The sequence below is a fragment of the Anaplasma phagocytophilum str. Webster genome (genome assembly GCF_000964685.1).
In the GTDB taxonomy this organism is placed as follows: domain Bacteria; phylum Pseudomonadota; class Alphaproteobacteria; order Rickettsiales; family Anaplasmataceae; genus Anaplasma; species Anaplasma phagocytophilum.
In genome coordinates this window covers 200,664-226,431 of the sequence record NZ_LANS01000001.1, presented here as the reverse complement: position 1 = coordinate 226,431, position 25,768 = coordinate 200,664, and the positions used below count along the sequence as shown (strand labels likewise).

Annotated in this window: 23 protein-coding genes and 2 pseudogenes; 20 read left to right on the top strand and 5 right to left on the bottom strand. The window is 42.4% G+C overall.

Annotation, left to right across the window (positions count from 1 at the left end; translation table 11 throughout):
• Positions 1–6: 6 nt before the first annotated feature.
• The 10 genes from rpsE (at position 7) to APHWEB_RS00755 (ending at position 10,707) form a co-directional block, all read left to right on the top strand.
• Positions 7–528, top strand: a complete 522-nt coding sequence (gene rpsE, locus APHWEB_RS00805) for a 30S ribosomal protein S5 (protein ID WP_011450432.1) — start codon at positions 7–9, stop codon at positions 526–528.
• An 18-nt stretch (positions 529–546) separates the two neighbouring features.
• Positions 547–984, top strand: coding sequence for a 50S ribosomal protein L15 (rplO, locus tag APHWEB_RS00800; protein WP_011450433.1), 438 nt, complete (start codon positions 547–549; stop codon positions 982–984).
• 20 nt (positions 985–1,004) lie between these two features.
• Positions 1,005–2,309 carry a preprotein translocase subunit SecY gene (secY, locus tag APHWEB_RS00795; RefSeq protein WP_020849246.1) on the top strand — a complete coding sequence of 435 codons (1,305 nt, stop codon included), beginning with the start codon at positions 1,005–1,007 and terminating at the stop codon, positions 2,307–2,309.
• Entirely contained in the window at positions 2,291–2,941 is a 651-nt protein-coding gene (locus tag APHWEB_RS00790) for an adenylate kinase family protein (RefSeq protein WP_020849247.1), read from the top strand. The genes secY and APHWEB_RS00790 overlap by 19 nt, the downstream gene beginning before the upstream one ends.
• Before the next feature lie 62 nt (positions 2,942–3,003).
• Positions 3,004–3,375 (top strand): 30S ribosomal protein S13, encoded by a 372-nt coding sequence (rpsM, locus tag APHWEB_RS00785; RefSeq protein ID WP_011450436.1) that lies wholly within the window; start codon positions 3,004–3,006, stop codon positions 3,373–3,375.
• Positions 3,376–3,384: 9 nt separating this feature from the next.
• Positions 3,385–3,759, top strand: a complete 375-nt coding sequence (rpsK, locus tag APHWEB_RS00780) for a 30S ribosomal protein S11 (RefSeq protein ID WP_011450437.1) — start codon at positions 3,385–3,387, stop codon at positions 3,757–3,759.
• 19 nt (positions 3,760–3,778) lie between these two features.
• Positions 3,779–4,870: a DNA-directed RNA polymerase subunit alpha gene (locus APHWEB_RS00775; RefSeq protein WP_020848822.1), complete on the top strand. Its 1,092-nt coding sequence runs from the start codon at positions 3,779–3,781 to the stop codon at positions 4,868–4,870.
• 33 nt (positions 4,871–4,903) lie between these two features.
• Positions 4,904–5,302 carry a 50S ribosomal protein L17 gene (gene rplQ, locus APHWEB_RS00770; RefSeq protein ID WP_011450439.1) on the top strand — a complete coding sequence of 133 codons (399 nt, stop codon included), beginning with the start codon at positions 4,904–4,906 and terminating at the stop codon, positions 5,300–5,302.
• Positions 5,303–5,314: 12 nt separating this feature from the next.
• Positions 5,315–7,693, top strand: coding sequence for a phenylalanine--tRNA ligase subunit beta (pheT, locus tag APHWEB_RS00765; RefSeq protein ID WP_020849248.1), 2,379 nt, complete (start codon positions 5,315–5,317; stop codon positions 7,691–7,693).
• 896 nt (positions 7,694–8,589) lie between these two features.
• Complete coding sequence (locus APHWEB_RS00755; RefSeq protein WP_011450441.1) at positions 8,590–10,707, top strand: ComEC/Rec2 family competence protein; 2,118 nt, start codon at positions 8,590–8,592, stop codon at positions 10,705–10,707.
• Between the two features lie 528 nt (positions 10,708–11,235).
• On the opposite strand, the gene APHWEB_RS00750 is transcribed toward APHWEB_RS00755, so the two are convergent.
• The 3 genes from APHWEB_RS00750 to rpmH are packed head-to-tail and all read right to left on the bottom strand — an operon-like array spanning position 11,236 to position 13,086.
• Complete coding sequence (locus APHWEB_RS00750; protein ID WP_020849251.1) at positions 11,236–12,567, bottom strand: alanine:cation symporter family protein; 1,332 nt, start codon at positions 12,565–12,567, stop codon at positions 11,236–11,238.
• A 31-nt stretch (positions 12,568–12,598) separates the two neighbouring features.
• A complete protein-coding gene (gene rnpA, locus APHWEB_RS00745) occupies positions 12,599–12,961 on the bottom strand; it encodes a ribonuclease P protein component (protein WP_011450443.1) in 363 nt (120 codons plus the stop codon).
• A complete protein-coding gene (gene rpmH, locus APHWEB_RS05890) occupies positions 12,952–13,086 on the bottom strand; it encodes a 50S ribosomal protein L34 (protein ID WP_011450444.1) in 135 nt (44 codons plus the stop codon). Before rpmH ends, rnpA begins: the two co-directional genes overlap by 10 nt.
• A gap of 748 nt (positions 13,087–13,834) precedes the next feature.
• Between rpmH and APHWEB_RS00740 the strand changes: the two genes are divergently transcribed.
• The 4 genes from APHWEB_RS00740 to pstB all read left to right on the top strand — a co-directional run bounded on the left by APHWEB_RS00740 (position 13,835) and on the right by pstB (position 16,807).
• Positions 13,835–14,713, top strand: a complete 879-nt coding sequence (locus tag APHWEB_RS00740) for a 4-hydroxybenzoate octaprenyltransferase (RefSeq protein WP_011450445.1) — start codon at positions 13,835–13,837, stop codon at positions 14,711–14,713.
• 20 nt (positions 14,714–14,733) lie between these two features.
• Positions 14,734–15,228 (top strand): flavin reductase family protein, encoded by a 495-nt coding sequence (locus APHWEB_RS00735; protein ID WP_011450446.1) that lies wholly within the window; start codon positions 14,734–14,736, stop codon positions 15,226–15,228.
• Between the two features lie 644 nt (positions 15,229–15,872).
• Entirely contained in the window at positions 15,873–16,043 is a 171-nt protein-coding gene (locus APHWEB_RS06200; protein WP_011450447.1) for a hypothetical protein, read from the top strand.
• A 5-nt stretch (positions 16,044–16,048) separates the two neighbouring features.
• A complete protein-coding gene (gene pstB, locus APHWEB_RS00730) occupies positions 16,049–16,807 on the top strand; it encodes a phosphate ABC transporter ATP-binding protein PstB (RefSeq protein WP_011450448.1) in 759 nt (252 codons plus the stop codon).
• 76 nt (positions 16,808–16,883) lie between these two features.
• On the opposite strand, the gene tgt is transcribed toward pstB, so the two are convergent.
• On the bottom strand, positions 16,884–18,062 hold the full coding sequence (gene tgt, locus APHWEB_RS00725; RefSeq protein ID WP_021799008.1) for a tRNA guanosine(34) transglycosylase Tgt: 1,179 nt from the start codon (positions 18,060–18,062) through the stop codon (positions 16,884–16,886).
• Positions 18,063–18,539: 477 nt separating this feature from the next.
• On the opposite strand from tgt, the gene rpmF reads away from it, so the two are divergent.
• The 4 genes and pseudogenes from rpmF to APHWEB_RS06195 form a co-directional block, all read left to right on the top strand.
• Positions 18,540–18,716: a 50S ribosomal protein L32 gene (gene rpmF / locus APHWEB_RS00720; RefSeq protein WP_011450450.1), complete on the top strand. Its 177-nt coding sequence runs from the start codon at positions 18,540–18,542 to the stop codon at positions 18,714–18,716.
• Between the two features lie 6 nt (positions 18,717–18,722).
• Positions 18,723–19,760, top strand: coding sequence for a phosphate acyltransferase PlsX (gene plsX, locus APHWEB_RS00715; protein ID WP_011450451.1), 1,038 nt, complete (start codon positions 18,723–18,725; stop codon positions 19,758–19,760).
• Positions 19,757–20,719, top strand: coding sequence for a beta-ketoacyl-ACP synthase III (locus APHWEB_RS00710; protein WP_044104073.1), 963 nt, complete (start codon positions 19,757–19,759; stop codon positions 20,717–20,719). The genes plsX and APHWEB_RS00710 overlap by 4 nt, the downstream gene beginning before the upstream one ends.
• A 344-nt stretch (positions 20,720–21,063) precedes the next feature.
• Positions 21,064–21,735, top strand: a pseudogene (locus APHWEB_RS06195) (P44/Msp2 family outer membrane protein); the annotation flags it as partial.
• Positions 21,736–22,257: 522 nt separating this feature from the next.
• On the opposite strand, the gene APHWEB_RS00700 reads toward APHWEB_RS06195, so the two are convergent.
• The gene (locus tag APHWEB_RS00700) at positions 22,258–22,701 is read right to left on the bottom strand and encodes a nucleoside deaminase (RefSeq protein ID WP_011450454.1); all 444 of its coding nucleotides are present in this window, start codon (positions 22,699–22,701) and stop codon (positions 22,258–22,260) included.
• Positions 22,702–22,878: 177 nt separating this feature from the next.
• Here APHWEB_RS00700 and APHWEB_RS00695 point away from each other — a divergent pair, with 177 nt between their 5' ends.
• Together APHWEB_RS00695 and APHWEB_RS00690 are read left to right on the top strand one after the other, a co-directional pair.
• A complete protein-coding gene (locus APHWEB_RS00695) occupies positions 22,879–23,310 on the top strand; it encodes a hypothetical protein (RefSeq protein WP_011450455.1) in 432 nt (143 codons plus the stop codon).
• Between the two features lie 88 nt (positions 23,311–23,398).
• Positions 23,399–24,816: pseudogene (locus tag APHWEB_RS00690) on the top strand (replicative DNA helicase).
• The last annotated feature ends 952 nt before the right edge of the window (positions 24,817–25,768 follow it).

Here is a 25,768-nt window from a genome sequence, read left to right as displayed (position 1 = left end):
GTATTGATGAGTGTTGATAGGAAGCCGCGTACATCAAATGACGCGCATGATTTGTCAGAGTTGCTTGTGTCCGTGCGGAGGGTCTCCAAGGTTGTAAAGGGAGGGAGAAGATTCTCGTTTTCTGTACTCGTTGTTGTTGGAGACGAAAAGGGTAGAGTAGGCTGTGGCATGGGTAAGCATGCTGAAGTTGCCGAAGCCAAGATAAAGGCAGTGAATGCTGCTAAGAAGAACATGATAAGGGTTTACCTTCGTGAATCACGTACTTTACATCATGATGTGACTGCGAAGTTTTGTGCTAGCAGGGTTATACTGAGGTCTGCGAAAGTGGGAACAGGTATAATAGCAGGTGGTTCCGTGAGGGCGGTGTTTGAAGTTTTGGGTGTTCAGGATGTAGTCGCCAAAATTGTAGGTTCTTCAAATGCTCATACTGTAATTTATGCTGTGTTCTCCGCGTTTAAGAGTATGTTATCTCCTAAGCAAGTTGCAGGTAAAAGGGGCAAAAAGGTCTGCGACGTTATAAATCGGTAGTATGGGCTCGGTATAATTATGAAGTTAAATGAGTTATTTAGCGGTCTTCCTAGGCTAAAGGGACGTAAAGTTCTTGGTAGGGGGCTAGGTTGTGGTAAGGGTAAAACATCCGGAAAAGGGCATAAGGGGCAGAAGGCTCGCTCTGGTTGTACTGTGAATGGCTTTGAAGGTGGTCAGCAGTCTATATTTACCCGTCTTCCGAAGCGTGGTTTTAAATCTTTTACACGTAAGAGATACGATATCGTCAACCTCGGGGTTATACAGAGGCTGGTAGATGCGAAGAGAATAGATGCGGGTGCTAAGATCAGTAAGGAAATGCTGGTAAATCTTGGGGTGATTGCGCCAAAGAGTAAGGTGAAGATTTTAGGTAAAGGTGAATTAGGATCAAAAGTTGATATATACTACGATGCGATTTCACGTTCTGCTGAGAGTAAGGTGTCTTTGTTAGGCGATTAAGTTTTGCAGGAGGGTGCGAGGTGAGTGCGGCGTCGCTTGGTAGTAGAGTTGGTTTGCTGAAGAGGTTTGGGTTCACGCTATTCGCTCTTATAGTGTACAGGTTGGGAACTTATATTCCTATTCCTGGTATAAATTTAGGTGTAATAGGTGAGATAGTTTCTGGGCATACTACTGGTGTGTTGGGCATTTTCAATGTGTTCTCAGGTGGTGCTTTGGGGCGTATGACTATATTTGCGCTCAATGTTATGCCTTACATTGTATCTTCCATAATGGTGCAGTTGCTTTCTGTAGCTGTTCCTGCTCTTAATGAAATGAGGCAGGAGGGTGAGCTTGGCAGGGCAAAGATAAACTCCTATACGCGGTATCTCACTGTAGTTTTTTGTATTGTTCAAGGTCTGATGATTTTGTTAGGGCTTGAGCGCATGAATACTGCTGAGGTTATGGTTGTACTTGATCCAGGTCTTACCTTTAGGGTGGTTGGGATCAGTAGCATGTTAGCAGGTACGATGTTCTTGCTATGGTTGGGTGAGCGTATCAATCTCAAGGGGATAGGTAATGGTATTTCCTTGATTATCTTTGTGGGAATAATCTCAGAATTGCCTAGTTCTTTATCTTCCGTGTTCATGTTAGGGAAACGAGGGGAGTTGTCAGGATTCGCTGTATTTTTGGTTATGGCATCCTTTCTTGCGTTGTTTCTGCTCATTATCTTTTTTGAGAGATCGTATAGAAAGGTTTTGGTGCAGTATCCTAAGCGGCAAGTGGGCGGGCGCTTTTATAATAGTGACTCCAGCTACATGCCTTTGAAGATAAACATTTCTGGCGTTATACCTCCGATCTTTGCAAATGCGTTGTTACTATCGTTGATGACTCTTGCTAAATTTAGTGCTGGTTCATCATGGTCTGACTTTGTATTGAGATACTTTCATACTGAAAGCGTGCTATACGTCGTTGTATATGTTGCATTGATTATGTTCTTCACTTTCTTCTATACTTCGCTCGTTTTTGATTCCAAGGAAACGGCTGAGATGTTGAAGAAAAACTCTGGGTTTATTCCTGGAAAGCGGCCTGGTAAGAGTACAATGGAGTACTTTGATCAGGTGATACGACGGTTAACGGTTATAGGGGCTGTATATCTTTCTGTGGTCTGTGTAGTTCCGGAGGTAGTGCGGCACTATTGCGCGGTATCGTTTACTCTTGGAGGTACTAGCTTCTTGATTATTGTCAATGTCATTAATGATACGTTTTCTCAGGTACAGACTCAGATATATTCTGGAAGGTATAGTGCGTTGATGAAGAAGTCAGAGCTATGGAAAAAGAACAGGTAAATTTACTTATTTTTGGTGCTCCTGGTTCTGGAAAGGGGACGCAAGCGCGTTTGCTGGGTGAATATCTGAAGGGGCTTGAAGTTATCTCCATGGGAGATTTGTTGAGGGCTGAAGTTGCTTCTAAGACTGTGATAGGGGCAGAAGTAGAAGCGATAATGCAAGAGGGAAGGCTTGTAGGAGATCCTTTAGTTTGCGAGATGATATTTAGGAAATTAAGGGGGGTTTCTGCAGGTTTCTTATTGGATGGTTTTCCAAGGAATTTACCTCAAGCGGAATTTCTCACTGCAGTGATGCAGTTATTGAATCGCAAGATAGATGCGGTTTTAAAGTTAGAGGTAGATGCTGCAGTTGTTGAGAATAGGCTGCAAGGTCGCCTGGTATGTAAGGGATGTGGTGCTGTATCCAATGCTGTGTTTAATCATGGTGCGTGTCAAGCGTGCGGCTGTGAGGAGTATGTTCGCAGGAATGACGATTCGTTGAATGTTATTAGGCGAAGGCTCATGGATTATGATAGGGAAGTTACGGTGTTGGAAGGATACTATCAGGACAAGGTGATTAGGATAAATGGAGACAGAACTGTGGAAGAAATTCACGGGGATGTGAAGCATGTGCTAGATCGTCTAAATAACTAGTTGACGGTATGTGGAGCATTTGCTATATAGGGGTTTATTGGTGTTTTTGTTAGGGGTTTTTGGTGGCGCGTATAGGTGGGGTTAACGTACCTGTAGATAAACGTGTTGTGGTTGCACTAACTTACATATACGGTATTGGTACGTCTCTGGCTAACAGGATTTGCGAAGGCTGCGGTATAGACAAGAATGTTAGAGTGTCTGCTCTTAGCGAGGAAGATGTAGTTAAGATTAGAAATTTTATAAGGGCTGGCTGTGTTGTAGAAGCAGACTTGCGTAAGGAAGTAGCTATGAACATTAAGTTCTTGATGGATATTGGTTGCTATCGGGGCTTGAGGCATAGGAAGAAGCTGCCTGTGCGTGGGCAAAGAACTCACACAAATGCCAGAACTCGTAAAGGCGGTTCTAGATTGGCTGTTGCCGCTAAGAAAAAGTAGTGGGGTTTTATGGCGGTAGTTAAGAAGAAGAGAAATGTTGTAGTTGGAAGGGTGCACATTTGCGCTACTTATAACAATGTCATCGTGACTATAGCGGATCAGCAGGGTCATGTGCTTGTCACTACTTCCGCTGGGGCATGTAATTTTAAGGGTAGTAAGAAGTCTACTCCTTATGCGGCGCAGGAGACTGTGGCTAGGGCTGTAAAGGCTGTAATCGAGCGAAATGGTATGAAGACTGTATCGGTATGTATTTCAGGGCCGGGTGCAGGTAGGGAAGCGGCGATTAGGGCTGTGCAGGCTTGCAATCTGAATGTTACGTCTATTAAGGATGTGACTAAACTTCCTCACAATGGGTGTAAGTTGCCAAAAAGGCGCAGGGTGTAGTTTTTATTGAGAGAGATTTATGTCAATTTCTAACGGCGATGGGTCTAGTAGTGCGTGCTATGGGGGTGGTTTTTCCATGGCTGACCATTGGAACAAGTTGACCAGGCCATCTTCTATCAAGGTTGTAGGTGGTAAGGAGCCTTGTGTTATGGAGTTGGTGATTGAGCCTTTGGAGAGTGGTTTCGCGCTTACTCTAGGCAATGCTCTGAGGCGTGTTATGATGTCATCTCTCAGGGGTTTTGCCGTCTACGGGATAGAGATTGAAGGAGCTTCGCATGAGCTTACTGCTCTTTCGGGAGTGAGAGAGGATGTTGCGGATTTGGTACTGAACCTCAGTATGCTTAGAGTGAAGTTATTGAACTCGAATCAAAGGGTTCTGAGGCTTGTTGCTCGGGGTCCGGGAGAGGTAACTGCTGCTTCGATAGTTGATTCTGCGGATCACGTAGTTTTGAATAAGGATCTGCATATTTGTACGCTGGGTAAGGATGTGGATTTTTGCATGAAGATCTATGTCAACAGCGGTAAGGGTTATGTTCCGGCTACGGAGTATAGGGCTGCGTCAAGGTCTGGTGGTGCTTCCGAAGTTGGTTCTGGATTTATAGCTACTAATGCGCTTTATAGTCCTGTAAAGAAGGTGGCTTTAAAAATAGAGAGCAGTAGGATAGGGCAGTTTACTGATTACGACAGGCTTATGTTGACGGTTGAGACAGATGGCTCTGTTGCTCCTGATGATGCTGTTGCGGTTGCTGCGAAGATATTGCAAGATCAGCTGCAGTCATTCATAAGTTTTGATGAAGTGGAAGAGACTAGGAAGAGTGTGGATAAGGAAGAGGGTGTACTTCCTTATGACCATAATCTCCTTAGGAAGGTTGATGAACTGGAGCTTTCTGTTAGATCGCATAACTGTTTGAAGAACGATAATATCACTTATATAGGTGATCTTGTTCAGAGAACGGAGTCTGATATGTTGAGAACTCCGAATTTTGGTAGAAAATCTCTTAATGAGATAAATGAGGTCTTGGCTAGTATGAATCTGCATTTGGGGATGAAGGTGCCGAATTGGCCGCCGGAGTCTATAGAGAATTTGAGTAAGCAGTATAGTGAAGATTAATAATTGGTTTGTTTGCGCTGATTGGGGGTTAGAATGAGGCATGGTGTAAGTTATAGGAAGTTTTCTCGTCCTACGGCGCATAGAATGGCTATGATGATGAATCTTGCTGTTTCCCTTGTGACTTCTGAGAGGATTGTTACAACTCTTCCTAAGGCTAAGGATTTGAGATCTGTTGTTGAGGGTCTTATAACAATTGCTAAGAGATATTCTCAGAAGGATCCAGTCTGTGGAAGAAGGCTCTTACTCTCACGGACTAGTGGTAACTCAAGTGTTACTAATAAGCTTTTAGGTGTTTTGGCTCAGCGCTATAAGAATCGTAATGGTGGCTATACTCGTATAATGAAGAATGGCTTCCGTAAGGGTGATTGTGCTCCTATAGCGATTATAGAGTTAGTAGATAGAGAAAAGGATTTGAAGGTAATTGGCAGCTAGCTTAGGTGATATGTGAGGTTTGCATATTCTTGGTTGCTGGATTGTCTTGATGTTGGGTGTTCTGCTCAGGTTTTGGTAGATGAGCTCTCTTCTATAGGTGTGGAAGCTGCTCTTGTGGAAGGGGGAGTAAAGCAAGGCTCTTTCGTAGTAGCTAAAGTTCTAGAGGTTCTTGCTCATCCTGATGCGCATAAGTTGAAGGTATGTAAAGTTTACGACGGGGTAGAGGTTCTGCAAATAGTGTGCGGGGCTTCTAATGTCCGTAGTGGGATGATAACCGTTTTAGCGCGAGTTGGCGCTTATATCCAAGAGAGTGGTATTACTATCAGTAAAGCAGTGATCAGGGGGATTGAAAGCAGTGGTATGCTTTGCTCTCTGGAAGAGTTAGGGATGTCATCTTCTTGGGATCCTAGTTCTGGTATAGTGGACTTATCGGAATCTTCTGAATATGCTGTGGGGGAGGATTTTATTCCGCAGGAAGAGATAATTGAAGTTAGTGTGACGCCTAACCGGGGTGATTGTCTGGGGGTATACGGAATAGCTAGAGAGTTAGCTGCTGCGGGAATGGGTAGTCTTAAGGAGCTTCCTGTGGTGGGAGGTGATGCTGCTCTTTGTAAGCCTTCTTTTGCCCTGGATATGCGTGTAGATGGCTTGATAATGGGGTGTTCTATCAAGTCTATAAGTAATAAGAGTGCTTCTCCTAGATGGATAAGAGAGAGGCTATTGGCTGCGGGTGTGAAAACGGTATCGTGCGTTGTTGATATAGTTAACTATGTCATGATGTTGCTGAATAGGCCGATGCATGTATACGATGCTGATAAAATAAAGGGTGCCGCGCTTATTGTAGAGAAAGTAGCGAGAGGGGATTGTATTGCTATAAATGGCAAGAAGTATGAGCTTGCTGGTGATGTGGTGATTAGGGATGCTGATGGCATTGTGCATTGCATTGCGGGTATTATGGGCTCGGAGCAGAGTAAGTGTACGTCTGATACGGAGAATATTTTTATAGAGTCAGCGTGGTATGATCCTGTAGACATTGCGCTATCGTCTAGAAGGTTGAGGTTAAATACGGATTCTAGTTATAGATTTGCTCGATATGTTGACCCAAAATTGGTGGGTTTTGGGTTGAATTATGCGGCATATCTTATTTCGAAATACTGCGGGGGAGAAGTCAGTGAGGTAGTTATTTCGGGTAGCGCACCTAATAAAGCTGCTCATATTGAGTTTGATCCTGAGATTGTTAGCAAGATTGGTAGTGTTTCTATCGATCGAGAACGTATTCTGAGTATATTGGAGTCATTGGGCTTTGTTATAGATGCGGCTTCTGGGGAGTTATGGCGAGTTGAGGTGCCTTCATGGCGTAATGATGTGTCTTCTCCGCATGATCTTGTAGAAGAAGTGCTGCGTATACATGGTTATGATGCGATACAAGAGCAAGAGGTGTTGCCAGCGCGTGTTTTAGAGAGAAAAGCTAATGCTGTAGATGATTCTTTGAATAACAGGGTGCGTGCATCTATGTTATCTCAAGGTTTGACCGAAGTTATTACGTGGTCATTTCTTGCTGGTGCTGTTGTTGAGAAAATGGGATTTTCGGTTGAAGATTTGTATATAGATAATCCTATTAGTAATCAGTTCAATGTTATGCGCCCGTCTGTATTGCCTAATTTGCTTCAGGTTGTATCTAATAACCAGGCTTGTGGGCGTGACAGTATTTCAGTATTTGAGTTGGGAGATGTTTATATTGCGCTAGATCGCAGTGATTGCGTAGTGTGTGGAGTTAGAGCGGGTAATGATCTTCCTAGGAATCCGCATGCTTCGATCAGAAAATTTGATTTTTTTGATGTAAAGGCTGACATAGAGCGGGTATTTCTGCAGTTTGGTATTAGCGAGGCTGACCTCGAGTTTCGTGCATCTACAAGAGATTATCTGCATCCTTCTAGATCTGCTGATGTGTATTGTCAGGGTCTGTTGTGTGGGTATGTAGGGGAGTTGCATCCAAGTTTTGTGGAGTTTTTTGAACTTAAAGACAAAGTTGCATGCTTTGAAGTGTTCTTGTCGGGGCTATCTAGTCAAGAAGAGAAAGTAAGAGGTGGATTTTTCTTGAACAAGTACCAGGTGGTGAAGAGGGATTTTGCTTTTATACTTGATAAGGAGATAAAAGCGCGTGAGCTTGTTACTGTCATAAAGGCGGTGAGATATGTAGAGGATGTTTCTGTCTTTGATGTTTACTCTGGTGTAAATATTCCAGAAGGTAAGGTATCAATTGCAGTGGCTGTTGTGATAACCTCAGGATTGGGTACTATGACAGAAGCGGAAATAAAGGAAGTGTCAGATAGTATCATAGAGTCTGTGAAAAGGGAGCTGCATGGGCAGTTAAGACTAGAGAGTGCTTAAAGTTAGCTTTGTATTTGGCATTGAGTGCGATTTGTGAATGCTGTGATCTTGTTTTTGTGTTCAAGTAGTATTTCTGGCGTTTATGGTATCCTTAACTACATTAGATACAAAGTCCCACGTGCTGGGTTTTAGCTCTAGCGGCTATTACTATTATACCTTCAGTCATGCCAAACCATAACTCAAAGCCAGACATGTATTCTGCAGACTGTGTCATATAGTTTATGGCTTCGTGCGTCTTGTTCCGGGGGGGGGGAATGAATAGATAAGTTTGTTCTGTGGCGGGATTGGTTTTTCTTTGTAAAAGTATTTCTAGCATTGCAGCTAGGGCACCGATTTTGTTGATTTTGAGTATTTACCTGGAGTTTTGTGATGCCAGTCATAAGATCTTATATGCGCCATAGGCTATTTGTTAGAAGTTTTCTAGGAATTGGGTGCTATTTTACAGTGCTTATGTTCTGTGTTTAATCTTCAGAGGATGCTTTCTCATTAGATCTTATCATATAGTCTATGGTTTTGGTAAGTCTTGTTCCAGGGGGAATGAATAGATAAGTTTGTTCTGTGGCGGGATTGGTTTTTCTTTGTAAAAGTATTTCTAGCATTGCAGCTAGGGCACCGATTTTGTTGATTTTGAGTATTTACCTGGAGTTTTGTGATGCCAGTCATAAGATCTTATATGCGCCAAAGGCTATTTGTTAGAAGTTTTCTAGGAATTGGGTGCTATTTTACAGTGCTTATGTCCGGTTTTTAATGACAGGAGGGTTATTTAGATCTGTTTAGGAGCTTTTAGGTTATTTACTAGAAGTTTTCTAAAAAGGGTGTATCTTTTTGTGATTTTTAGTATCTTTCTTAAATAATTAATCTTTTAATTAAGGAAAGATCGAACATGATACTTTGTTGTGCACAAATGTAGCTTTTTCGTAAGAAGGTTTATCCACCTTATAGGGAGTGAGCTACGCTTACAAGCAGATCACCTAATACAATGGGTTCCTGTATTCCAAGCAATGGGGATAATACTGTATTTTTCTCTGGAATATGAGCCTACTGCGTTTTGGGTAATAACTCTTCTCATATCTGGGATAGTTCTTGTATTTATTATAGATCTCAGTGATAAGTTGATCCCATTATCTATTATAGTACTTGGTATTGTGGGTTTTGTATGTGCATATGCCAGAACTTCAGTACTTGATCTCAAACACTTTGTCGTAACGGACAAGACGTATGTTAAAGACAAGGTGGGAACGCTACGAGAGATTAATTACAGACCCAAACATGTACAGTTGCTGGTTTGTGATGTTGAAGTAAGTAAACGCAAGAAAACCTGCATAAGGTTAGCGGTGAGGACCGTTATCGATCCTATAATCCAAGTAGGAGATATAATAAAATTCACGGGAGTAATATACCCTCCCAAAGCTCCTAATTCGCATAATGGCTATGATTTTGCTAGGGATGCATATTTTAAGGGCATAGGAGCTACAGGTTTTACGACTTCTGCGGTGGTACTACAGGAGAAAGGAGAAAGTATCAGATTCTTAGATTGGATAGAAAGAAGTCGTATTAAGACGTATGAAAGATTTGCAGCACGTCTAAGTAGAGACACTACAGAAGTGCTTTCTGCCCTATTAATAGGTAAACGACAGGGAATAAGGGAAGAAATACTCAAGGATGTGAGGCGCTCAGGGCTAGCACACTTGCTTGCAATTTCGGGATTACATCTCTCATGTGTTGCAGGGATGGTTTTTATATTTTTTAGACATGTATTTGTGTGTTCTGAAAAGCTTACATTACTTTATAACACAAAGAAGCTATGTTCCGGTATTGCGATAGGTGTGAGTTTTTACTACTTGCTGTTGGCTGGCATGCCAATTTCTGCATGTAGGGCATTTATAATGGTCTTACTAACCTTTTGTGGTATTATCATAGACAGGCGTCATAACAGTATGAGATCTTTGTCTGTTGCGGCATCAGTAATATTGCTTGCCACTCCGGAGGCTATTCTTTCTCCCAGTTTTCAGATGTCGTTTACTGCTGTTCTCTCTCTAGTTTCTTTTGGTAATCTATCTTGCAGTATGGTTGTAGCTAATAATATACTGCAGTACCTAGTTGTGACAGCGACAGTTTCTCTGATTGCAAGTTTAGCTACTGCACCTTATGTAATTTATCACTTTCATGAATTTTCTATTGCCGGGGTGCTAGCAAACGTTATAGCCGTGCCTACAGCAACGTTTGTGGTGATACCGTTAGGGGTGCTATATCTCATAACGTGTGATACCTTCTTCGCTCCGATTATTGCTTTTTTGTTGGAGTGGGCGGTAGGTTTTTTAATATACATTGCTCATTGTACTGCGCTTACGGAACTGTTTACTTCTTTTCGTTCCATACCCAGTAGTTCTGTCTTGCTTGTAACACTTGGACTACTTACCGCGTCGCTATGTACGGGTTGCATACGCCTTTTTGGCGGCGTAATTTTCACCTTTTTGGGTACTGTATCGGCCATTACATATAAAACCCCTGATATTATTTGTGATGATACTGCTGTTGTAGTAAAGGGAAGAGATGCAAATTTGTATTTTGTTATGCAAAATGGTAGTACGAGAGGTTTTAAGTATGCGCAATGGGCCAGAGATAACGGCCAGGGCAGAATCAAGCAACAGGGGGAGTTCTTGCAAGACAAAATGCTAGTATGCGAGGAAGGTGGATGTATATATAAGGATCACGTACTTATAACTAGTGACAGTAGTTTTCTTGTAGCACACTGTAAGAATATGAATCTAATTATATGCAATGAACAAACTACTTATCCAGAAGAGTGTAGCGATATAAAGCACATAGGGCTACAGGATATACGTGATCACGGAGTTCACTACATATGGATGAATAAATCTTCAGTTTATGTGGAAAAATCAATAACACGACGGCCCTGGCACAAAAATGCAAAGGGTTTAACCTATGAAGGCAGGGGTCAGGTAGACACTGTTGTGAAAGTGCGTTATCACCCGCAATCGAATAAAAAGTGATTTTTTGGATGATGTTGTTGACAAGAGCAAATACTTAGGAAGATAGATTGCTCATTGCTCATTGCTCATTGCTCATTGCTCATTGCTCATTGCTCATTGCTCATTGCTCATTGCTCATTGCTCATTGCTCATTGCTCATTGCTCATTGCTCATTGCTCATTGCTCATTGCTCATTGCTCATTGCTCTGCTCATTGCTCATTGCTCATTGCTCATTGTCTTGCTCATTGCTCATTGCTCATTGCTCATTGCTCATTGCTCATTGCTCATTGCTCATTGCTCATTGCTCATTGCTCATTGCTCAGATATTCGCTCTCTTTCTCTGTGGAGCATGGCCCATCCGTCGTATCTGCACGAAATGGTGACTTCTTCAGTTTTTTAGTCAACGCGAGAGCTACACATGTAACAATGCACAACGCTGGCATAAACCAAGCTTTTTATAGCCTATACCCAAGCCTTCCGTACGCAATCACAGCGCGAGAGTTACGCTACACTGCGTGGTGGGCGATAACACTGTTATTATGAGACTGCTACTCTTTACTCGAATCTTTGCTTAAAGCTGAGAACATCTCTTTCTTATAACGATTCAGCAGAAGCAATATACCCAGTGTATTTATTATTATGGATATAGATATAGATATATCAGCGATGTCCCACAATAAACTTAAGCCTCCCAAAGAGCCTAAAGGAATAATAAAGAAAAACAGAGCAGTCCAGCACTTCTCCATAAAACGGTTATTGTGAGAAACGTAAGCCAGCACCTCTTTAGAGCAGATAAACCAGGTCAGGATGGTTGTTAGCGAGAAACAGAACACTAACGCAATCAACGCATACTCTGTATAGTGTTTTCCAAAAGCGCTTGTGAAAGCCGCAAAACACATGTTGGTGCTCTCTAAACTGAGATCCGTCCATACTCCAGTTGTTAATAGGACTAGAGTCGTGATGAACGTTACTAAGGCAACGATAAACGGAGAAATAATTGAAACCAAACTCTGTTGAGTAGCGAAGTTGCTGTCTACCACATTCTTGCTTACTACCATTGAATGCACAGTTCCCTCAAGCCCTAAACCTATATCTGTGGCAAATATCCCCCGTATAGCCCCTACTTGAATTATTGTAAAGGTTTCTGCGACCAAAGCTAATATAGCCCCATCACGAAGACTACTCAGACTCAATGCACTTTCGAGTATTAGCTTTAATGATGGTATGATATTGCTACCAAACTTGCCGAGCGTTAATCCAGCTAACACAATATAGAATATGGTCATCGCAGGGACCACTCTGGATACTACTCTACCTAGAGATCCCAGATTTGTTACTATGAACAGTGCTATAGCCATTACTATACCAGCGCTTAGAGGTGATTGACCTATAAGGTGCATAGATATTGATAAGGAGTTTACTTGAACCAAGTTTCCCACGGTTACAGCGCAAACCATCGTTATAATGGCTACTGCAAGTGAAGCCCACTTTGTCTTAAAAGCGTGTTGTGAATATACAACTGGCCCTCCGAACGTCCTACCATTTCGTTCCTCCCGTGTGCGGATGCTAATATAGCAAGTTGCATATTTTATGATTGATGTGAGTATTATTATGAATACCATCCATACTATGAAGCCGGGACCTCCAGCTCTCAGAGCAACAGCAGTACCGGATAAGTTACCTACTCCAAGATTTCCGCCCACAATCGCACACAGCGCTGCCAGTGAAGAAAATTCAGCACCCCGATTCTTCAGCAAACACGATATGGCATCGGCAAAACTACGTAATTGCAACCACCTAGAGGAAAAAGAAAGCCTAAACCCAGAAAACAGCAAAAGGAAAACTGCCGGAAAAGCCAAAAACAACTTCAAAAAGTACATAGCCTACAATCAATAACGATGAAAAAGTGACTTATAAGTGCAAACCCAGCCTCCTAAGACAAGTAACTAAACTATACAGTAGTTCCCCCATCCCAACGTCAGCCAAACGACGACTACTAATCAAGATATAATAAAACCCCCTATGCGCGTTTTTAGCTATTACATTCTGCGCTGCAACGCGGAGCCTACGCTTTATTCTATTACGTACTACAGCATTTCCAGACTTTTTACTTACAGTAAAACCAACCCTAACGCTTTCACAGCCTGGAGACCCTGAACCAGGATCATCAACAGCTTGTAGCAGCAAACCACCACTCTTAACAGTGCGCCCATGCAACCTAGCATGAGCAAATTCTTTCCTTTTTTTGAGAGTAACAAGACCCTTTAGGCGCACAGAATACTCCTACCCTGAGCACGGCGTCTATTCAAGATTCTCCTTCCCCATTTAGTAGACATTCTTGCGCGAAAACCATGTCTGCGTTTTCTCACAATCCTACTTGGCTGAAAAGTTCTTTTCATCGCTTCACCTAACAAATTTACTAGCGCCAATACGCTATCAAGCTACAGTTTGTGCCACATATTGTCAAGTCCCAAGACCTGCACGAATTTTCTAGATAATGCCGGGTATCAGCTTTTGTATATTAGTTTTTCTAGTGAGCAAATATAGCTAATTATGGGAAGTGTTTCGGTATTGCTATGCAATAAAAAGGCAGGGTTAGATAGTTCCAGACCCCTCAGGGCATTTTCTAGATATAATGGTGGGTACAGGCTTTTTTGTGTCAAGTTTCTTCAATGAGCAATTATAGCGCTAATTACGGAAAGTGTTTTGGCATTGCTACGCAACAAAAATGCAGAGCTAGATAGCCCTATTTTGAGAAAAATACCTACTCAACTAGGACTGTCATAATTCTATAATCTACACTACAAACGACAATCTACACCTCGTAGACGATCCAGTATGATCGTCGCTGACACTATTACGCTTGTCGCATATATGAAGAATCGTCGTTATAGTTGACCTTAGCTAATTTATACTATTCCTTTCTGGTATTCTTTTGGCCACGTACTAGAAAGTCTATTGGTCTTGAAGCGTAGGGGTCCAATTACAAGTTGCATAGAGGCTTCGCGCACAAAATTGAAACGGAGGGCTAATCTGTTGGTGTGTAATAGAGGTTTATGTTATAGTGGCAGGTTTCTTGCAAAAATATTCTCAGGTGTTTTTTGAATTCACCGTTTATATTTGCTGTGTGTGTTGTGGAGGAAATATATGTTTAGCAGGGTAAAGAAGGTATTTGGCGCTCTGGTTCCGTATTCTCAGTTGATAAGGCTGCATAGCTGCGAGATATCTTTGCTAGCAACATTTCCTACTTGTGCAAGTATCGTTCTCGCTTCTAACAGCTTATACAGCGTACTAAAATTGTTTGTTCTTGTAGCGATTGGAGCTTTGGTAGTGAGATCTGCTGGGTGTATCATCAATGATATCTTTGATAGGAATATAGACATCCATGTACACAGAACAAAATCCAGGCCAATAGCCTGCGGGCGTTTGAAAGTGCGTGAGGGGTTATGTGCCTTAGCTGTCCTGCTGTGCATTGCCGGTGTGATTTTATTGTTTACAAATAAATTGTCTCTATATCTAAGCATAATCTGCTTCTGCGGCGTTGTACTTTATCCACTGATGAAGAGATTTTTTTCATATCCACAGTTTGTGCTTGGCATTGTGTGGAATTTTGGAATTCTGATAGGTTCCGCAATGGCTGCAAATGAAGTAAAGTTCGGTTCTATACTTTTGTACATAGGATGCATATTCTGGACTACAGCTTTTGACACAATATATGCACATCAGGACAAGGTAGACGATGCTAGGTTAGGTTTGGGTAGTACTGCATTAAAGTTTGGAGACAATACCGGACTATATGTGAAGCGTCTGTATATCTTGACAATAACGATGTGGGTATGTGCTGGAGTCGTATCATCACTCAGCTGGCCATACTATGTCTTTATTTTGAAAAGTGCAGGAGTATTCTACTACCAGTGGAGGAAGACAGATTTTGACAATCCGGCTAGATGCATGTATATGTTCAAGACGAACATATACGCAGGGATCCTATTGTTTCTAGGCGTGTGTTTGGGTCGTATAGTTTAGGTGCCTGTTGTGCTTTGTGCATGCAACAATTAGGAAGTATATCTGCTAAGCGTTTTAAGTCGTGCATGGGGAGGTTTGCTACGGGTGTCACGGTTGTCACCACAGTTGATTCTTCAGGAGCTCAGCATGGTGTTACTGTAAGTTCGTTCAATTCCGTATCTCTAGATCCCCCATTGGTTCTGTTTTCAATACAGAAGTCGTCTTCTCGGTTTGCTGCATTTAGCCAGTGTACGGAGTTCGTAGTAAATATCCTCAGTGATGCTCAGAAGGATGTCTCCCAGGATTTTGCTTGTAATCTTGTGGAAAATTGGGACAGTCATGACTATATAAAGCTATCAGGAATTCCCGTAATATGTGGGTCTATTGCGTATTTTCACTGTGCTCTTTACAGATTATACGATGGGGGTGATCACAAAATTGTGGTAGGGCGAGTCTTAGACTGTGCTACTTTAGAGGATGATGATCCATTGTTACATTACCGAGGAAGTTACTGCTCTATAAACCACGAATTATAACAGAGCTGCACGAGGGTTTTCTTAAGTTATGTGTTCAGTGTGATAACCGCCGTAGAGCTATGAAGTGGTATAAGGTGTGAAGATAAGGCGGATTTGTTTGTGATATATAATTTCTATTGATTTTCTCTGGAGGCACGGTGATTTAGGCATGCTTTTGGAGCGTATGTGGTGTGATTATAGCGATAAACTTACTGAGCGGCTGATGCTTGGGAAAGATCTCGATTAGCTTTTTACGTTGTATCAGTGTAAATTTGTTGTATTAAATATTTAGTTGTTTCGGTAGAAAATTTCCTCTGAGAAAAGTATTTATGTCTTGATTGAGGTGTTATTAGTGGTGTGAGCTCGTCTATATGTATTGGGTGATAGTGTGATTGCGTTGTTTTGTGACTAGGACCTAGATTTTAGATGATCTTTACTCTATATGCTTGTATATGATGCAGTGTTTATTCGTAAACCTTGCTGAATTGTTCGTAATATGCCTGGGATAGCCTTGTACAGGAATTCAAGTTATGTTATTGGAAAGTTGCTCGCAATGTAATCATAGCTAAGATTTGTAGTTCTAGTTTTAATAATAAAAATCTTGATTGTCTTGGAATGTTTTCTGCTAATAGATGTAGAAGCTTGTCCAAACCTGCTACAAGGACGTGGTTTTTACTGTAGACTTCAAGGATTATGGTGTTGTGTGTCGTGAGGAAAGGGTGCAATTGCTTCGTGAAGGAAAACGGTGGGTCTTTGTGCGTGGTATTTTGGGGGATATGAGTATGTTTGGGAATAGTACTGCGATTTTATACTCAATTTCTGTGCGTGGAGCGTAATTTGTATGCAAGATGTTCATGCTGTAGTTAAGGACCTGAATCTGTGGTACGAGGGGAAGCAGATTTTGTTCGATGTAAATCTCAACGTATGTAAGAGAGAAATCACCACACTCATAGGGCCTTCAGGATGTGGCAAGTCAACGTTTTTGCGGTGTTTTAATCGTATGAATGATTTTGTGCCAAATTGCAAAGTGGATGGCAAGATCATCGTTGATGGTATGGATGTATTTTCTGACGCAACTGATGTTGTGTTGCTTAGGGCAAAGGTTGGGATGGTGTTTCAGAAGCCCAATCCGTTTCCCAAGTCTATATATGACAATATCGCTTATGGTCCCAAGTTGCATGGGTTGGCCAGGAGTAAAAAGAAGCTCGACAGCATAGTGGAGGATAGTTTAAGAAGCGTGGGGCTTTGGGAAGAGCTTGGTGGCAGACTTAGAGATAATGCGTGTAAGCTGTCAGGTGGGCAGCAACAGAGGTTGTGTATAGCGAGGGCTATTGCTGTAAGGCCTACAATGTTGCTGATGGACGAGCCGTGTTCTGCATTGGACCCTGTAGCAACGGGTGTTGTTGAGAATCTGATTAGAGACTTAAAGAAGAACTTTGCGATAGTGGTTGTTACGCATTCCATAAAGCAGGTGAAGAAGATATCTGATAAGGTTATCTTTTTCTCAGGAGGTAGGGTTGTTGAACAAGGTGCCACTCAAGAGGTTTTTCAAAATCCCAAATCAGACGTAGTTAAGGGTTATCTTGAGGAACATCCATAGGATTTAGCATTCTTTATTTCACATAGCGCTATGGTGGATCCAAAATGTAACCGTGGACTTTCGTGATGGTTGCATACTAGCTCCATCGAGTCAGTTCTTGTTGTAGGCTATTGTTGCTGATTGACTTTCTAATGAGTTGCATCAGGTCGTTCATGAACTGTATGTTGTGTATGGTTATTAATGAATAGGCTAGTAGCTCCTTTGCCTTCAGTAGGTGGTGTAGATATCCTTTTGAATGTGTTCTGCATGTATAGCAGATGCAATCTTGCTCTATTGCATCTGTACTGGTTCTGAATTTTGCGGAATTCAGGTTTATGTATTCTCTTCCATGCATATCTCTGTTCTCGGGTTTTACGAGAGCAGCTCCATGGCGTGCAATTCTTGTAGGATACACGCAGTCGAAAGTATCGATACCCTGTAGGACTCCGTGAAATATATCTATTACGTTCCCGATGCCCAAGAGGTGTACTGGACGAGTTTTATCGAGCATATTGTAAGTTAGAGACACTATATCGTACATCTGTTGCTTACAGGCACCAAGAGATCCTCCTATTGCATGTCCGAAGAAAGGAGAATTATTTGCGAACTCACAGCTAGTCTTACGTAGGTCAGGATACACACCTCCTTGTATCACGCAGTATAGGGCTTGTGATCCATCGTCTGTGCTTTTAAAGGCTTCTAGAGATCTCTGTGCCCACCTGGTGCTCATAAGCATGGACTGATTTGTGTATTCATAGCTTGTGTGGAATGGAGTGCACTCATCCAGCACTACCACCAAATCTGCTCCTAATTTGCGCTGTATTTCTACAGATCTTTCGGGGGTGAGGTGGTAGGTACTACCGTTTATATATGATCTAAAGCGCGCGCCACTTTCATCAATTTTTATCAGGGACGTACCTGATGATTTGCGTAACTTCCCTTTAAGTTCTTCGGAGACAGAACCATAACCTAGGCTGAAGATTTGATATCCACCTGAGTCTGTAAGCATGGGGCCGTTCCAGCCCATCATTTTGTGCAAGCCACCTAGTGATTCAACTACTTGCTCTCCGGGTTGCAGCATAAGATGGTAAGTGTTAGATAGAATGATTTGAGTGCCGCATTCTTGCACATCTTGTATTTTTAGAGACTTTATGGAGGCCTTGGTAGCGCAGAAAATGAATGCTGGAGTAAAAATAGACCCGTGAGGAGTTGTGATTGTACCAACTCTTGCTTTTCCGGATTCTAACAGAACTTTAAAGTTAAAATTTCTATACATAAACACGTTACAGGTGGTAGGAAAAGTGTGGATAATAGTAGGGTATTAATGCATATTTTGCATCAAAAATTAGCTATAACAGCAGAGTACACTGTTTCATGAATGCAAATCTATGTCTCAATACCCGAATTGAGATACGAAGTATGTTATTCACATTCGTGCGAGCTGTTTTACAGCAGCGATGCGGGTACGTGGTAATACACATTATGACATATGGTGTTACAATCCTCAAAAACCTGAATTATGTTACAGGAGATTTATCCTTAGTGTGACATACCCAGCACTTACACTAAAAATCTATGCCTTATTTTGCATAGCAGGATGATAGAAAGGGTAAGGTAGCACTTTTCGTGCGCATCCTAAATATAGCATATGCATGCAGCGTGGCTGAAAAATGTGCGTAATCTTGTGAAAGTGCTGTTGCGAATATTTGTTTTCTGGGTGATAATCAAGACTTTGGTCAATAAGAGTTGTGCCATGGCTGTACCTAAGAGAAAAAAGTCCAAGTCGCGTCGCAATATGCATCGCTCTCATCTTGGGCTTGTAGCACCAAATGTGGTGATTGATCCCACAACAGGAGAGTATAAATTATCACACCATGTGTGTTTGGGTGGATATTATAACGGAAAACAAGTAGCAAAATCGAAAGTGTAGTTGTCCATGACTGAGATACGGGATGATAGTATATCTATAGCGCTTGATGCCATGGGGGGCGATTCAGCGCCAGACGTGGTAATTGAAGGGGCAAACTTAGTATTATCGGGGGTTGTTCCTTGTGATGGAAAGGTCCATTTCAGCATTTACGGTAAAAAAGAGGAAGTGCTTCCTGTACTCGCTAAATATAAGCTTGTAGAGGCCAACAGCGTGTTTGTAGATGTTTCAGATGCTGTATCGTCCTCAGATAGGCCTTCTTATGCCTTAAGGCACCGTAGGCGTTCTAGTATGTGGCATGCGGTGGAGGATCTTAAAAAGGGATTGGTATCTGCTGTGGTCTCTGCGGGGAATACTGGCGCTCTTATGGCAATTTCCAGACACTTATTAGGTACTATACACAGCATAGATAGGCCTGCTATAGCGGTTGCTATGCCATCGCAAAAGAGTAGCTTTGTGGTTTTGGATATAGGGGCGAACATAGAATGTAGTGCGGATGCGTTGTTGCAGTTTGCGATTATGGGTGTAGCTTTTGCTAAGGCAATATTGGGAAGAACTGATCCGAAGGTTGGGTTGCTGAACGTAGGCTCGGAAGAGGTGAAGGGCACTTATGCTGTGCAAGAAGCATTTTCGTTGATGAGGGCTGCTAAATCCAAGATGGATTTCTATGGGTACATAGAAGCCGAGGAGGTTTTCAAGGGGGAAGTAGACGTTGTGGTAGCGGATGGTTTTTCCGGGAACATAATGCTAAAAACCACTGAAGCTGTAGCAAATTTGCTTATGTCTCTGTTCAAAGGTGTCGTAAAGTCTTCTATCACGGCTAAGATTGCTGCATGTATGTTAAAGCCAAGTGTGCGTAAAACTATGGAGCTGGTAGATCCTAAGCTGTACAATGGTGCTATGCTTGTAGGGTTGAATGGTGTCGTAGTTAAGAGTCACGGATCTGCGGATGGCAAGGCTTACGCTTGTGCGATTAAAACTGCTGTGCATTCTGCGCGTTATGCTATAGTTTCAAAGATAGCTTCGGAAATAAGTGAAATGGGGTGATGAAAGCTGTATTGTGTGGAGTAGGGTCCTTTTTGCCGCATAAGGCTGTTACGAATGAGGATTTGTCGCTGATTGTTGATACTACAGATGAGTGGATATTTCGTAGGACTGGTATAAAGCGCAGGTATTTGGTAAGTGAGGGAGAAGCTACGTCCGATATGGCTGTGAAGGCGGCGGAAGCTGCGCTCAGTGATGCAGGAGTTTCTGCGGAGGAAGTGGATCTTATTGTTGTTGCGACTTCTACTCCGGATTCTACTTTGCCGAGTTGTGCCACTATGGTGCAGGGAAAGCTTGGCTGTACGAAGGCGTTTGCTTTTGACATGAACGCTGCGTGCTCGGGTTTTGTATATGCGATTTCTGTTGTTGATAGTTTGATAAAAACTGGTCAAGTTGGGGTTGCTTTGCTAATAGGCGCCGAGTCTATGTCTAAGATAGTGGATTGGCATGATAGGTCCACTTGTGTTTTGTTCGGTGATGGTGCGGGGGCATGTGTCTTCAAGGGAGATGGAAAAGCCTCAAATAGGGGTATTGTCGATACAGCGCTGTATACGGATGGGACACTGGGTGATATTCTGTACACGGATGGAGGGGTTGCTTCTACCTGTACGGCAGGCCATATACGCATGAAGGGAACGGTTTTATTTGAGCACGCTATCTTGAAATTGTCATCATCAGTTGAAGGGTTGCTTAAAAAGAATGCTATAGGCATTGATGCGATTGATTGGTTTATTCCTCATCAGGCAAATGTGAGAATTGTAGACTTGGTTGCCAAAAGGCTCGGTATTTCTCAGGATAAGGTTGTGCTTGGAATAGGTGATCACGCAAATACTTCAGCTGCGTCAATTCCTTTGGCTATGAGTGATGCAAGGAGAGATGGTAAATTGCAGGAAGGGCAGCTTGTATTACTTGCGGCTATAGGCGCGGGGGTGACTTGGGGTGCTAGTTTGATAAGGCTGTAAGACGTTTTAAGGTGATATCTTTAGGCTGCTCTTCTTGGTGATACTACAGTTCAGTGTTTAGCAAGCTGAGAGATTTTAGTGTAAGGGAAAGACTGAGGTGGTATGTCCTTACTTAAAGGATAGAAAGGGTGTAAAGCTTGAATCTCGCAAGTTTGGCTGGATGCAGCCAATTCGCTATTGCAAAGAAACTTATACGTGTAATCCATGAAATGTACGTAATTCCATGGAAGATCATTGTGCTCGTATATGGAAATTCGGCAAATTTAGTGGGTGTAATGGAGGTTATTGTCTCTACCTTCTTGTATAAAGGTTGCTCTTCCTTTTTTGAAATAGCATTTTCTTGTATTGGGTTTAAGGACAACATGCTTGTAGCTATGGAAGGCAGTGTTGGTTACGGTATTGGTGGTGCCGGGGTTGAGCTTGAGCGAGCGTTTCAAGACCAAGGGTATAAGGGATAGAGGAAGAGTATTATTAGAGAGGATGAAACAGTATATCTACTAGCTAAGGAGTTAGCTTATGATGTTGTTACTGGACAGACTGATAACCTTGCTGCTGCTCTTGCCAAAACCTCGGGTAAAGATATCGTTCAGTTTGCTAAGGCGGTTGGGGTTTCTCATTCCGGCATTGGTGAGAAGGTTTGTAAGACGAAGTCGCATAGCGGAGCTAGTAATTATGGTAAGTACGAAGAAACAACACATACCACGAGGGACAGCACAAACCATGGTACGTCGTTGTGTGGAGATTATGGGGCTTTAAGTAGCCACGGCAATGGCAGCACAGTACCTGAAGTATTGAAGGACTTTGTAGAGAAAACGCTCTTAAATAATGGTAGTAAGAACTGGCCGACATCCACAGGTGGAAAGACGGCACCAAAACAAAACGACAACGCCAAAGCCGTAGCTAAAGATCTAGTAGCTCTTAATAGTGATGAAAAAACCATAGTAGCAGGGTTATTAGCTAAAACTATTGAAGGTGGGGAGGTTGTAGAAATCAGGGCGGTTTTTTCTACCTTCGTAAGCAACAGGAGGCGAGTTGCTATGACTTCACCCCTTGTTAACTTGGGGATAGCAGGTTTTGAATATAGCTAGTGCTTTGGAGGCGCGTAACAGTAATCTAGTATCTGAGACTTCTGGTACTATTATCAGGTATCTGGTTTATGTAAGGATCAGCTATTGAGAATATAATTTCAGCTATGAGAGACGTGACATGTTGCTCGTGTTGATGAGATTAGGGTGGTTTCTTAATATCTTCATCATGGTTAATTTGAGAGAGGAAGTTCATGATAGTTATTGCGCTTTGAAGTGAGAGTGGATGCTAAGGCATAATTATCCCGTGACCTTGGATTTGTGGCTAGGTACTAAGTTTGATATCTGGAGCTCTTATACTTATTGGATACACAGGGTAAGGAGATAGTTCAAGTGCTGTTGAAATTTCTCATCCCAATGTTGTAGTGCCGCTTTATATATTTAAGTCAATTTCGGTTGTGTCCCGTGTGGATACTATTGCAAGAGTGGTAAGGTTGCATTGTGTAATGGTGGCTACTTCTTAAGGCGCATTTTTTTGAAAAAAGCTTTTAGTAGTTCGGCATTCTCTTGCTCCAGGAATCCGCCATATACTTCAGGGACGTGCAAGCAATATTTGAGAACTTGGGCTCCGTTTTCTATGCCACCTAGCTTTTCATTGCATGCACCGAAGTATATTCTTCTGATTCGTGCTAGAGATATAGCCTGTGTACACATCGCGCAGGGTTCTAGGGTTACATAAATATCGCAACCATCAAGTATATGAGTGGATAGAGCTTTGCATGCCATGCGAATAGCAACGATTTCAGCATGGGCTGTTGGGTCTGTGTTTTGAATGGTGAGATTGTGTGCTTTGGCTATAATAACTCCATTGCGCACGACCAGCGCGCCCACAGGTATTTCTCCGGAGGATGAATTGGCTTCTTCCATCGCTATTTTCATGTAGGCAGAAGCTCGCATGTTAAACAATATACTGCGCAAAGTGTTCGAAGGTAGGGCCAGGCATGACCAATGCAAACGGTTGTAACATGTAATACTGCACTGAATATACAGGTACAAGAGGCAAGCAGCCAATATCTTTCTCATTTCAGCTGCATTGTGTTAGAATAAGAGGGGGTTGTTATGTCTTGAAAAGTCATGATTTTTAAGGTTTCGACGGGTTTTTTCATTGTCATCGCGGGCTTTTTGTGTCTTGGCTTTTTGGGGCTATGCTTTAAGTTTTTGCGGGATTATGTTGAGCGATTGTTCAGCGTGCAAGATGAAGAGGAATCCCTTACTGATGAAGAGAAGCATAAGCGTTATCTTGAGAAAAAACACAGAGAGATTGCGAAGGAGAGGGTTAATGCTAAATTCTTGCATAAGAGCTCTGAAGTGCATGCTGAATATCAGGATATTGTAAAGATTATAGGGTTGATGGAGCCTATAGGAAGATGGACGCGCTTTGTGATGTCAGAGAAGCGCCAAAAGCTTATAGGTATGAAACCTAGTCAGCTACAGAATGGGTTTTGGCAGATGCTGGTCAGCATGAAGGGGATGTATCAGGGCAAACACAAGGGGAGGTCGCGGTGAGATGTGTGGTTTGTGCTTGATTATGGATTTAGGATGGCAGTCGTAGTTTTTGGGGGATTTAGTGCATAGCTCAGAAGAAAAGGGCTTGATGAAAAGTATTGCTCACTTGCCTAACAATGTAGAAGCAGAGCAGATGCTGATAGGTGCTATGCTCCGTGATAATAGGATCTGTGATGCTCTTGAGGATATGATCAGCTCGGAAGTATTTTATGATCCGTTACATGGACGCATTTTTGATCAAGTAGTGAAGATAAATAAGAGGGGTCTTTCTGCAAATGAGATAAGTCTCAAGATGTTTTTTGACAATGATGAGGCGCTACTTGAGTGTGGAGGAGGGGAATATCTCGCAAAGATTGCGGCTAAGGCTAGTGTAGTTTTTGACATCAGGAGTGTAGCGAGAGTAGTTTTTGATGCGCATCTTAGGCGATGTTTGATTTCTCTTGGTAGCGATATTGTTGGTAAGGCATACGATTATGATTCCGATAACCCAGCGGAGCAGCAGATAGAAAATGCTGCGCAGAAGCTTTTTTTATTGGGGAATAAGGGGAAGGCTGATAGGAATTATCACACATTTGCGACGCTGATAGGAGATGTTAGGAAAAAGATTGAGTCTGCCAGACATAATAAAGATGCTTTACAGGGGATTACGGTAGGTCTAAAAGACTTGGATTTATTGCTGAATGGATTGCAAAATTCAGATTTGATTATTTTGGCTGCGCGGCCTTCTATGGGAAAAACAGCTTTGGCTTTGAATATGGCTCTTAGTGCGTGTAAGTCGCTAAAGGAGAAGGGCAGAGTGTAGGTTTTTTCTCTTTGGAAATGTCTGCGGAGCATATAGCATCTAGGCTTATATCCATTGAGTCAGAGATCAGCTCATACAAAGCTTTATCCGGCAAAATAAGCAGTGGAGACTTACAGCAAGTTTTAAGGGCTAGTGAAAATATATGTGATCTACCGCTAGTTATAGATGATTCTTCTGCGTTATCGATTAGTGGGCTTAGGACAAGGATCAGGAGAATGCACCAGCTGCATAATGTGGGGGTGATTTTTATTGACTATTTGCAGCTTATTAAGGGAACCACCAAAAGGAGTGGTGATAATAGGGTGCAGGAAGTTTCTGAGGTGACTCAGGGGCTAAAAGCTATAGCTAAAGAATTGAATGTTCCTTTGGTGGCACTCTCTCAGCTATCAAGGCTTGTTGAACAGCGGGATGATAAGAAGCCGCAGCTGTCGGATCTTCGTGATTCGGGAAGTATTGAGCAGGATGCTGACGTAGTGATGTTTTTATATCGCGAGGAGTATTATGAGCTTAGAAAGCAGCCTACTGAAGGGACTCCTAAGCATGCAGAGTGGCAGATGAAGATGGATTCTATTAGTAATCTTGCGGACGTTTTTGTTTCCAAGCAGAGAAATGGTCCTATTGGTAATGTGAGGCTATTCTTTGAACCGGAGAAGGGTAAATTCCGCGATTACACGGCGCGCTATGGTATGTACGATCAGAGTTAGTCTCTCAGGTTATCCAAGCTGTGATGTAGGAGTAAGCACGGTATTATTTGGATATATAAGCCATATAGTTCTCGCATTGTTTGGTGGGATATTGCTGCAGTGTTCTACCTTGCTTGTAGGGACGTATTTTTTAAATTGAGTTTTTAGGGTATATGCCTGTGAGTAGGTATGTTATGGAGTCATTCGGTACTGTAGTGAAACACGTAATCTAGGCAGAAGGGCTCACTGTATTCTGGCAACGATTTTGTCATGTGAATTTCGGCATTGTAAATTTTGGTAAATGTATCTAAAGAAGCCGTGTTATTACTGGCTGTTAGGTCTAAAACTTCCGCCATTAATTTATAGCGGTTTCTGAAAGATTCGAAGTTTCACTGTACTTTTGATGAGCAGTTAGGGAGTAGGAGCATACTGTTAATTTCACGATTATATACAGAAAATTTTTGTATATAGCGTGAAACCAGATGGTAAACTTCCTGACTTCCTGACTTCCTGACTTCCTGACTTCCTGACTTCCTGACCCCCCCTTCCTGACTTCCTGACTTCCTGACTTCCTGACTTCCTGACTTCCTGACTTCCTGACTTCCTGACTTCCTGACTTCCTGACTTCCTGACTTCCTGACTTCCTGACTTCCTGACTTCCTGACTTCCTGACTTCCTGACTTCCTGACTTCCTGACTTCCTGACTTCCTGACTTCCTGACTTCCTGACTTCCTGACTTCCTGACTTCCTGACTTCCTGACTTCCTGACTTCCTGACTTCCTGACTTCCTGACTTCCTGACTTCCTGACTTCCTGACTTCCTGACTTCCTGACTTCCTGACTTCCTGACTTCCTGACTTCCTGACTTCCTGACGGGGAGGATAATCTGTGCTAGGTTGTATAACTTAGAGAGCAGAAAATGTCGGTAGTGATGTCTAAAATGAGTAGAAGTTAGAGACCTTCTTAGGAATTTG

What these genes read in the sequence shown, in the direction of transcription:
- rpsE (WP_011450432.1), top strand. Translation starts at nt 7, where the DNA reads ATGAGTGTTGATAGGAAGCCGCGTACATCAAATGACGCGCATGATTTG.
- rplO (WP_011450433.1), top strand. Translation starts at nt 547, where the DNA reads ATGAAGTTAAATGAGTTATTTAGCGGTCTTCCTAGGCTAAAGGGACGT.
- APHWEB_RS00790 (WP_020849247.1), top strand. Translation starts at nt 2,291, where the DNA reads ATGGAAAAAGAACAGGTAAATTTACTTATTTTTGGTGCTCCTGGTTCT.
- rpsK (WP_011450437.1), top strand. Translation starts at nt 3,385, where the DNA reads ATGGCGGTAGTTAAGAAGAAGAGAAATGTTGTAGTTGGAAGGGTGCAC.
- APHWEB_RS00775 (WP_020848822.1), top strand. Translation starts at nt 3,779, where the DNA reads ATGTCAATTTCTAACGGCGATGGGTCTAGTAGTGCGTGCTATGGGGGT.
- rplQ (WP_011450439.1), top strand. Translation starts at nt 4,904, where the DNA reads ATGAGGCATGGTGTAAGTTATAGGAAGTTTTCTCGTCCTACGGCGCAT.
- APHWEB_RS00750 (WP_020849251.1), bottom strand. Translation starts at nt 12,567, where the DNA reads ATGTACTTTTTGAAGTTGTTTTTGGCTTTTCCGGCAGTTTTCCTTTTG.
- rpmH (WP_011450444.1), bottom strand. Translation starts at nt 13,086, where the DNA reads ATGAAAAGAACTTTTCAGCCAAGTAGGATTGTGAGAAAACGCAGACAT.
- APHWEB_RS00740 (WP_011450445.1), top strand. Translation starts at nt 13,835, where the DNA reads ATGTTTAGCAGGGTAAAGAAGGTATTTGGCGCTCTGGTTCCGTATTCT.
- APHWEB_RS00735 (WP_011450446.1), top strand. Translation starts at nt 14,734, where the DNA reads ATGCAACAATTAGGAAGTATATCTGCTAAGCGTTTTAAGTCGTGCATG.
- pstB (WP_011450448.1), top strand. Translation starts at nt 16,049, where the DNA reads ATGCAAGATGTTCATGCTGTAGTTAAGGACCTGAATCTGTGGTACGAG.
- tgt (WP_021799008.1), bottom strand. Translation starts at nt 18,062, where the DNA reads ATGTATAGAAATTTTAACTTTAAAGTTCTGTTAGAATCCGGAAAAGCA.
- rpmF (WP_011450450.1), top strand. Translation starts at nt 18,540, where the DNA reads ATGGCTGTACCTAAGAGAAAAAAGTCCAAGTCGCGTCGCAATATGCAT.
- plsX (WP_011450451.1), top strand. Translation starts at nt 18,723, where the DNA reads ATGACTGAGATACGGGATGATAGTATATCTATAGCGCTTGATGCCATG.
- APHWEB_RS00700 (WP_011450454.1), bottom strand. Translation starts at nt 22,701, where the DNA reads ATGCGAGCTTCTGCCTACATGAAAATAGCGATGGAAGAAGCCAATTCA.
- APHWEB_RS00695 (WP_011450455.1), top strand. Translation starts at nt 22,879, where the DNA reads ATGATTTTTAAGGTTTCGACGGGTTTTTTCATTGTCATCGCGGGCTTT.